Source organism: Nonlabens sp. (assembly GCF_051251825.1).
Lineage (GTDB): Bacteria > Bacteroidota > Bacteroidia > Flavobacteriales > Flavobacteriaceae > Nonlabens.
In genome coordinates, this window is record NZ_JBPOGG010000002.1 from 580,451 (window position 1) to 586,724 (window position 6,274).

The 6,274-nt window shown below is 36.8% G+C and carries 9 protein-coding genes; 2 read left to right on the forward strand and 7 right to left on the reverse strand.

What is annotated here, in order from left to right; genetic code table 11:
* Positions 1-37: 37 nt before the first annotated feature.
* The 6 genes from accC to pdxA all read right to left on the reverse strand — a co-directional run bounded on the left by accC (position 38) and on the right by pdxA (position 4,977).
* Positions 38-1,387 carry an acetyl-CoA carboxylase biotin carboxylase subunit gene (gene accC / locus ACSHWW_RS04950; protein ID WP_435681307.1) on the reverse strand — a complete coding sequence of 450 codons (1,350 nt, stop codon included), beginning with the start codon at positions 1,385-1,387 and terminating at the stop codon, positions 38-40.
* A 79-nt stretch (positions 1,388-1,466) separates the two neighbouring features.
* Complete coding sequence (accB, locus tag ACSHWW_RS04955; RefSeq protein WP_435681308.1) at positions 1,467-1,952, reverse strand: acetyl-CoA carboxylase biotin carboxyl carrier protein; 486 nt, start codon at positions 1,950-1,952, stop codon at positions 1,467-1,469.
* Between the two features lie 11 nt (positions 1,953-1,963).
* Entirely contained in the window at positions 1,964-2,968 is a 1,005-nt protein-coding gene (locus tag ACSHWW_RS04960; RefSeq protein WP_435681309.1) for a beta-ketoacyl-ACP synthase III, read from the reverse strand.
* Positions 2,969-3,119: 151 nt separating this feature from the next.
* Positions 3,120-3,317, reverse strand: coding sequence for a 50S ribosomal protein L32 (gene rpmF / locus ACSHWW_RS04965; protein WP_435681310.1), 198 nt, complete (start codon positions 3,315-3,317; stop codon positions 3,120-3,122).
* A 2-nt stretch (positions 3,318-3,319) separates the two neighbouring features.
* The gene (locus ACSHWW_RS04970; protein ID WP_435681311.1) at positions 3,320-3,865 is read right to left on the reverse strand and encodes a YceD family protein; all 546 of its coding nucleotides are present in this window, start codon (positions 3,863-3,865) and stop codon (positions 3,320-3,322) included.
* Positions 3,866-3,927: 62 nt separating this feature from the next.
* Positions 3,928-4,977, reverse strand: a complete 1,050-nt coding sequence (gene pdxA, locus ACSHWW_RS04975) for a 4-hydroxythreonine-4-phosphate dehydrogenase PdxA (protein WP_435681312.1) — start codon at positions 4,975-4,977, stop codon at positions 3,928-3,930.
* Between the two features lie 60 nt (positions 4,978-5,037).
* Here pdxA and ACSHWW_RS04980 point away from each other — a divergent pair, with 60 nt between their 5' ends.
* A complete protein-coding gene (locus ACSHWW_RS04980) occupies positions 5,038-5,622 on the forward strand; it encodes a riboflavin synthase (protein WP_435681313.1) in 585 nt (194 codons plus the stop codon).
* Here the strand turns inward: ACSHWW_RS04980 and ACSHWW_RS04985 are convergent.
* Complete coding sequence (locus tag ACSHWW_RS04985) at positions 5,617-5,811, reverse strand: hypothetical protein (RefSeq protein ID WP_435681314.1); 195 nt, start codon at positions 5,809-5,811, stop codon at positions 5,617-5,619. The genes ACSHWW_RS04980 and ACSHWW_RS04985 overlap by 6 nt on opposite strands.
* 261 nt (positions 5,812-6,072) lie before the next feature.
* Between ACSHWW_RS04985 and ACSHWW_RS04990 the strand changes: the two genes are divergently transcribed.
* Positions 6,073-6,274, forward strand: a 202-nt coding sequence (locus ACSHWW_RS04990; RefSeq protein ID WP_435681315.1) for a hypothetical protein, incomplete at its 3' end; no start/stop codon positions are given.

Genomic DNA, 6,274 nt, shown 5'->3' on the forward strand with positions numbered 1-6,274 from the left:
TGTTACGATAAGGGCTTTTTAAGTTTTATAGAAGCTACTAATCTTTTAATGGCTCCATTTTAAAATCATCCATAAATGCTGTAGTATAGTTACCAGCAACATAATCTGGATGATCCATTAATTGTCTATGGAAAGGAATCGTTGTTTTAATACCTTCAATTACAAACTCATCTAGAGCTCGTTTCATTTTATCTATCGCTTCCTGACGTGTACGTGCTGTTGTAATCAACTTAGCAATCATAGAATCATAGTTAGGAGGAATAGAGTAACCTGCATAAACGTGAGTATCTAATCGTACTCCATGACCACCTGGTGCATGTAATGTGGTAATCTTTCCTGGCGATGGACGGAAATCGTGATAAGGATCCTCTGCATTAATACGACATTCAATAGAATGTAACATAGGCTCATAGTTCTTACCAGAAATCTTAACTCCAGCAGCAACGAGAATTTGCTCTCTAATCAGGTCAAAGTCAATTACTTGCTCTGTAATAGGGTGCTCTACCTGGATACGAGTGTTCATCTCCATAAAATAGAAGTTACGGTGTTTATCCACAAGGAACTCTACTGTTCCAGCACCTTCATATTTGATATATTCTGCAGCTTTTACTGCAGCTTCTCCCATATCCTTACGTAACTTTTTAGTCATGAAAGGAGAAGGAACTTCTTCTGTCAATTTCTGGTGACGACGTTGTACAGAACAATCACGTTCACTTAAGTGACATGCTTTACCATAAGAATCACCTACAATCTGGATTTCTATATGACGTGGCTCCTCTATGAGCTTTTCCATATACATATCATCATTCCCAAAAGCAGCTTTACTTTCTTGACGAGCACTTTCCCAAGCGTTAAGTAGATCTTCTTCTTTCCATACAGCTCTCATTCCTTTACCACCACCACCGGCAGTAGCCTTAAGCATTACTGGATAACCAGTTTCAAGAGCAACTTTTTTACAATCGTCAAAATCTTCAATGATTCCTTCAGATCCAGGCACACATGGTACACCTGCTGCTTTCATGGTCTCTTTGGCAGTTGCCTTATCACCCATTTTAGCAATCATATCTGGACTAGCTCCTATGAACTTGATGTCGTGCTCACCACAAATGCGAGAAAAGTCTGCATTTTCAGAAAGGAAACCATATCCTGGATGGATGGCGTCTGCATTTGTAATCTCTGCGGCGCTTATGATATTAGATACTTTTAGATAAGACAAATTACTAGGTGGTGGACCTATACATACTGCCTCATCAGCAAATTTTACGTGAAGACTATCAGCATCAGCAGTAGAATAAACCGCTACCGTTTTGATTCCCATCTCCTTACAGGTTCTTATAACTCTTAGAGCTATCTCACCACGATTTGCTATCAATATTTTTTTAAACATGATAAGTTTTTTATGTTAGTGTAAATGTGGAGTTTACGCTTTCGCGAAAGCGTGTCCACAAAAAATCCTTCTTATAAAATTAAGAAGGATCTACTAAAAATAATGGTTGATCAAATTCTACTGGAGAAGAATCATCTACAAGTACTTTAACGATTGTACCAGAAACTTCACTTTCAATCTCATTGAAAAGCTTCATAGCTTCAATAATACAAAGAGTGTCTCCTACTTTAATAGAATCACCTACCTCACAGAAAAGTGGCTTATCTGGTGAAGGTTTTCTATAGAAAGTTCCTATGATAGGAGATTTTACAGTAACGTATTTACTGTTCTCGTCTGCTGCTGGTGCAGCAGCTTCAGGAGCTGCAGCCGCTGGTGCAGCTGCTGGCGCGGCTTGTTGTTGCATAGGTGCTGCCTGCATAGGCATAGCCTGTTGAACATAAGTCACGTCATTAGAATCTGATCCAGTTCTAATTGTGATTTTTACATCATCCATTTCTAGCTTTACCTCACTAGCTCCAGATTTTGCTACAAACTTGATTAAGTTTTGAATTTCTTTTATATCCATAATTTAGGTAGTTATGATTTGCTATTATAAGCCCATGTTAACAATATAGAGCCCCAAGTGAATCCACCGCCAAATGCGGCAAAAACCAACTTGTCACCCTTTTTTAATTGAGATTCGTATTCGTTTAGTAGTAGTGGTAAAGTCGCACTGGTCGTATTACCATAGCGTTCAATATTCATCATTACTTTCTCATCAGGTAAATCTACCCTACGAGCAGTCGCGTCTATGATACGCTTATTTGCTTGATGTGGTACTAACCAAGCTATATCCTTATTAGTAAGATTGTTACGTTTAACGATCTTCTCTGCAGCATCTGCCATTTTAGTAACGGCATATTTGAACACGTTTTTCCCGTCTTGAAAAACGTAATGTTGTTTATTATCTACTGTGTCGTGAGATGGTGGTAATAAGGAGCCACCAGCTTCAATTTTTAGAAAGTTTCTTCCTATTCCGTCAGATCTTAAAATTTCATCTTCATATCCTACAGATGGATCTGTAGAAGGCTCAAAAAGTGCTGCCCCAGCGCCATCTCCAAAAATGATACAAGTAGTACGATCCTCGTAATTAATGATGCTTGACATTTTATCTGCACCTATGACAAGTACTTTTTTATAACGACCTGATTCAATATAACTACTAGCAGTACTCATTCCGTAGAGGAAACTAGAGCATGCAGCTTGTAAATCATAAGAGAATGCGTTAACAGCGCCTATTTCACTAGCCACATATGCAGCTGTGGAAGCCACTGGCATGTCTGGTGTAACGGTTCCTACTATAACAAGGTCTATGGTTTGAGGATCTAAATCTCTCTTTTTAATAAGGTCAAGGGCTGCTTGAATGGCTAGATAAGAGGTTCCCTTATCGTCGTCTTTTAAAATCCGACGTTCCTTAATACCTGTACGAGAGGAAATCCACTCGTCATTAGTATCAACCATTGTGGCTAGGATAGCGTTAGTAAGCTTGTAGTCTGGCACGTAGCCGCCTACCGCAGTAATCGCCGCTTTGATGTTACTCATAAAGGTGATTCTAGTAATTATTAGAGCCGTGAAAGCTACTGAAAAACTAGCAGAAATAAATAAAAATGACACGTTTTTAATAAAAACGTGTCATTTTTTATGATTCTAGCAAGAAAAGCGCTGTTTTCTACTGAATTAATAATTCAGTGAATTATGCTTCTACTTCTTCTGATTTGTCTATTAATACATTACCGCGGTAATATAATTTACCTTCATGCCAGTGTGCTCTGTGGTAAAGGTGTGCTTCACCAGTTGTGCTATCTGTTGCAATTGTAGGAACACTAGCTTTGTAGTGAGTTCTTCTTTTATCTCTTCTTGTTTTGGAGATTTTTCTCTTAGGATGCGCCATGGCTATTTATTATTATCCGTTTTTAATTTTTTTAATGCGTCCCATATGGGATCGGTACTCTTTTTATTATCTTCTATGTTGTCAAGGTTTTTAGGCTTGAGTTCTTCTAGTTTATCAAGTAAGTCTGAATCTAATGATCCGTCCTCAACTCCTGGATGTACTAGTTTCAATGGGATCCCGAGAACTAACATTTCATAAACATACTGACTTATATTAAACTCATAAGCCCCATGTGGTAATATTAGTAACTCTTCGTTCTCATCATTAAACTCTTGTCCAAATTTTATAATGAGATCCATTTGTAATTCAACAGGCAAATCAAATGGTTCATTTGTAACATCACAATTGACGTTTACAGAACCAGAAGCTTCTAGATGCAATTCCATTAAAGTGGACTTTTTATCTAGAGTGGCTTCAATATTTAATTGAGCACTATTGAATTCCTCAAAACCAAAATTTTCAAAAAACGTATTATCGATCTCATATTGAAACTGATGTTTCCCTTGCTTTAATCCCACAAAGGATATAATGTAAGCTTTGAGTTCCATAATCTTCCTCGTTAAACGAGCGGGCAAAGATAATAAAAGTTATTAAAAATTCATTGTTAATATTATCTACGTTTTTTAGAAAGATTTTTTAGAGGATTTACAGACAGTTCTTCATACATCATTCTGTGTTTATAAATAGCAACAGCGGTATGAATAGCTTCCATAAATGAGGAAGGATTTGCTTCTCCTTTTCCTGCAATATCAAAACCGGTTCCATGATCAGGACTAGTTCTTACATGACTCAATCCAGCGGTATAATTGACACCAGCTCCAAATGCTATCGTCTTAAACGGGACTAAACCTTGATCGTGATAGGAAGCAAGAACAGCGTCAAACTGTAAGTGTTTCTTATTCCCAAAAAAACTATCTGCAGGATATGGACCAAATATTAATGTTCCATCTTTACGTAATTCTTCAAGTGCTGGAATAAGCTTTTCTTGATCATCAGTACCAATAACACCGTTATCTCCTACATGCGGATTGATACCTAAAACGGCGATTTTAGGTTTTACAATGCCAAAATCTTTTTTCAATGATTCCTTAATCGTACCTATTTTAGTTTTGATTAATTTCTCTGTGATTTGATCCGGAACTTCTTTTAATGGTACATGATCCGTAAGTAATCCTACACGCAAATCTTCAGCAACCATAAACATCAAACTTTCTCCTTCAAGTTCCTGATTTAAATAGTCTGTATGTCCTGGAAATTTAAAGTCGTCTGACTGAATGGATTCTTTGTGAATAGGTGCGGTTACTAAAACATCTATTTGATTTTCTTTTAAAGCAGTGGTTGCTGCTTTGAAACTCCTTACAGCTAGTTCACCAGCTACTGGATCAACCGTTCCCCAATTCACTATGAATGGTTCTTTAATTAATCGTACGACATTTACCTTTCCATCTACAATATCATCCAGAGATGTTATTCCATGAATTTTAATATTGAGATTAAAAGTTTTAATATAATAAGATAACAGTTTAGTGCTCGCAAAAATTACTGGTGTGTATAGCTCTAACATCTGGCTATCCTCAAACGCTTTCAAAATAATCTCTCCTCCTATCCCATTAGGATCACCTAATGAAATTCCTACTTTAATGTTTTGCTTTTTGTTCATGCGGTGCTGTGTTTTTCGCCGTATTTTTGAAAAGATAAAAGTAAAGGTTTTTCATCACTTATGTTTACAGGAATTATAGAGTCTGCTGCGAGAGTTATTGAACTCAAAAAAGAAAACACAAATCTTCACCTAACACTGGAGAGTAACATTACAAACGAGCTTAAAATAGATCAAAGCATCGCTCACAATGGTGTTTGTCTTACAGTGGTTGCAATTGATGGAAATAAATACGTCGTAACCGCTATTGAAGAAACATTGCAAAAAACCAACCTAGGTCAACTCAAAGTAAATGATATAGTAAATATAGAACGTGCTATGTTAATGAATGCACGATTAGATGGACACATAGTTCAAGGTCATGTAGATCAAACAGCAACTTGTACTGAAGTATTGAATAAAGATGGTTCTTGGATCTTTAGCTTTGAATACGACTCTCGTTTACAAAATGTCACCATTGAAAAAGGAAGTATTTGTATTAACGGTGTGAGTCTTACGGTAGTGAACTCTCAACTCAATAGTTTTTCAGTAGCGATAATCCCTTACACTTATGAACATACTGGTTTTAAGAGTATGAAAATAGGTGATACCATCAATTTAGAATTTGATGTAATCGGAAAATATGTAAAAAGGTTAATGAGCTTATAAGGCTTTTTGACGGTTGCGGTAAACCGCTGCTGCACCTAGTATTACAGCAAACAAAATAAGAATCCACAAATTTCCGTCTACAGGAACATCTCCTACTGGCGGCGGCGGCGCATCCATTTTAGGCACAGGTGGTCCATTTTGAGGACGCTGTACTAACACTGCTAGGGAAAGTGATAGAAAATTATTCATAGTTGTTATAACGGATGCGAAAGTAAAACTTTAATTGAATTGGCGCAAAAAAGTAGTGCGAACTTGTAGTAAAGATTTGTTTTAACGCTTTTCATCGATAAAAAGGGCTTTATAATCTGTAATTTGTCATTAATTTTCAACTTAAAAAGTTATTTAAATCAATTCCTCCACCATATTAACGATAAACTTCACCTAAAAGTGTCTTTTGAGAACTCAAGAAACGTCCAAATAAAAAAAGCTCCAGCGTTAACTGAAGCTTTTATGAGCCCACCTGGGCTTACCGCAACAAGTGCGGCACAGGCTTCTCGCCCATGTGATAAAAGATATTTTAATAATAAAATCAAAGAAATAAAAAAAGCTCCAGCGTTAACTGAAGCTTTTGTGGACCCACCTGGGCTTACCGCAACAAGTGCGGCACAGGCTTCTCGCCCATGTGATAAAAGATATTTTAATAATAAAATCA

Excerpts from the sequence above, each read along its gene's own strand:
- ACSHWW_RS04985 (WP_435681314.1), bottom strand. The coding sequence starts at position 5,811 with ATGAATAATTTTCTATCACTTTCCCTAGCAGTGTTAGTACAGCGTCCT.
- ACSHWW_RS04960 (WP_435681309.1), bottom strand. The coding sequence starts at position 2,968 with ATGAGTAACATCAAAGCGGCGATTACTGCGGTAGGCGGCTACGTGCCA.
- accB (WP_435681308.1), bottom strand. The coding sequence starts at position 1,952 with ATGGATATAAAAGAAATTCAAAACTTAATCAAGTTTGTAGCAAAATCT.
- ACSHWW_RS04970 (WP_435681311.1), bottom strand. The coding sequence starts at position 3,865 with ATGGAACTCAAAGCTTACATTATATCCTTTGTGGGATTAAAGCAAGGG.
- ACSHWW_RS04980 (WP_435681313.1), top strand. The coding sequence starts at position 5,038 with ATGTTTACAGGAATTATAGAGTCTGCTGCGAGAGTTATTGAACTCAAA.
- rpmF (WP_435681310.1), bottom strand. The coding sequence starts at position 3,317 with ATGGCGCATCCTAAGAGAAAAATCTCCAAAACAAGAAGAGATAAAAGA.
- pdxA (WP_435681312.1), bottom strand. The coding sequence starts at position 4,977 with ATGAACAAAAAGCAAAACATTAAAGTAGGAATTTCATTAGGTGATCCT.
- accC (WP_435681307.1), bottom strand. The coding sequence starts at position 1,387 with ATGTTTAAAAAAATATTGATAGCAAATCGTGGTGAGATAGCTCTAAGA.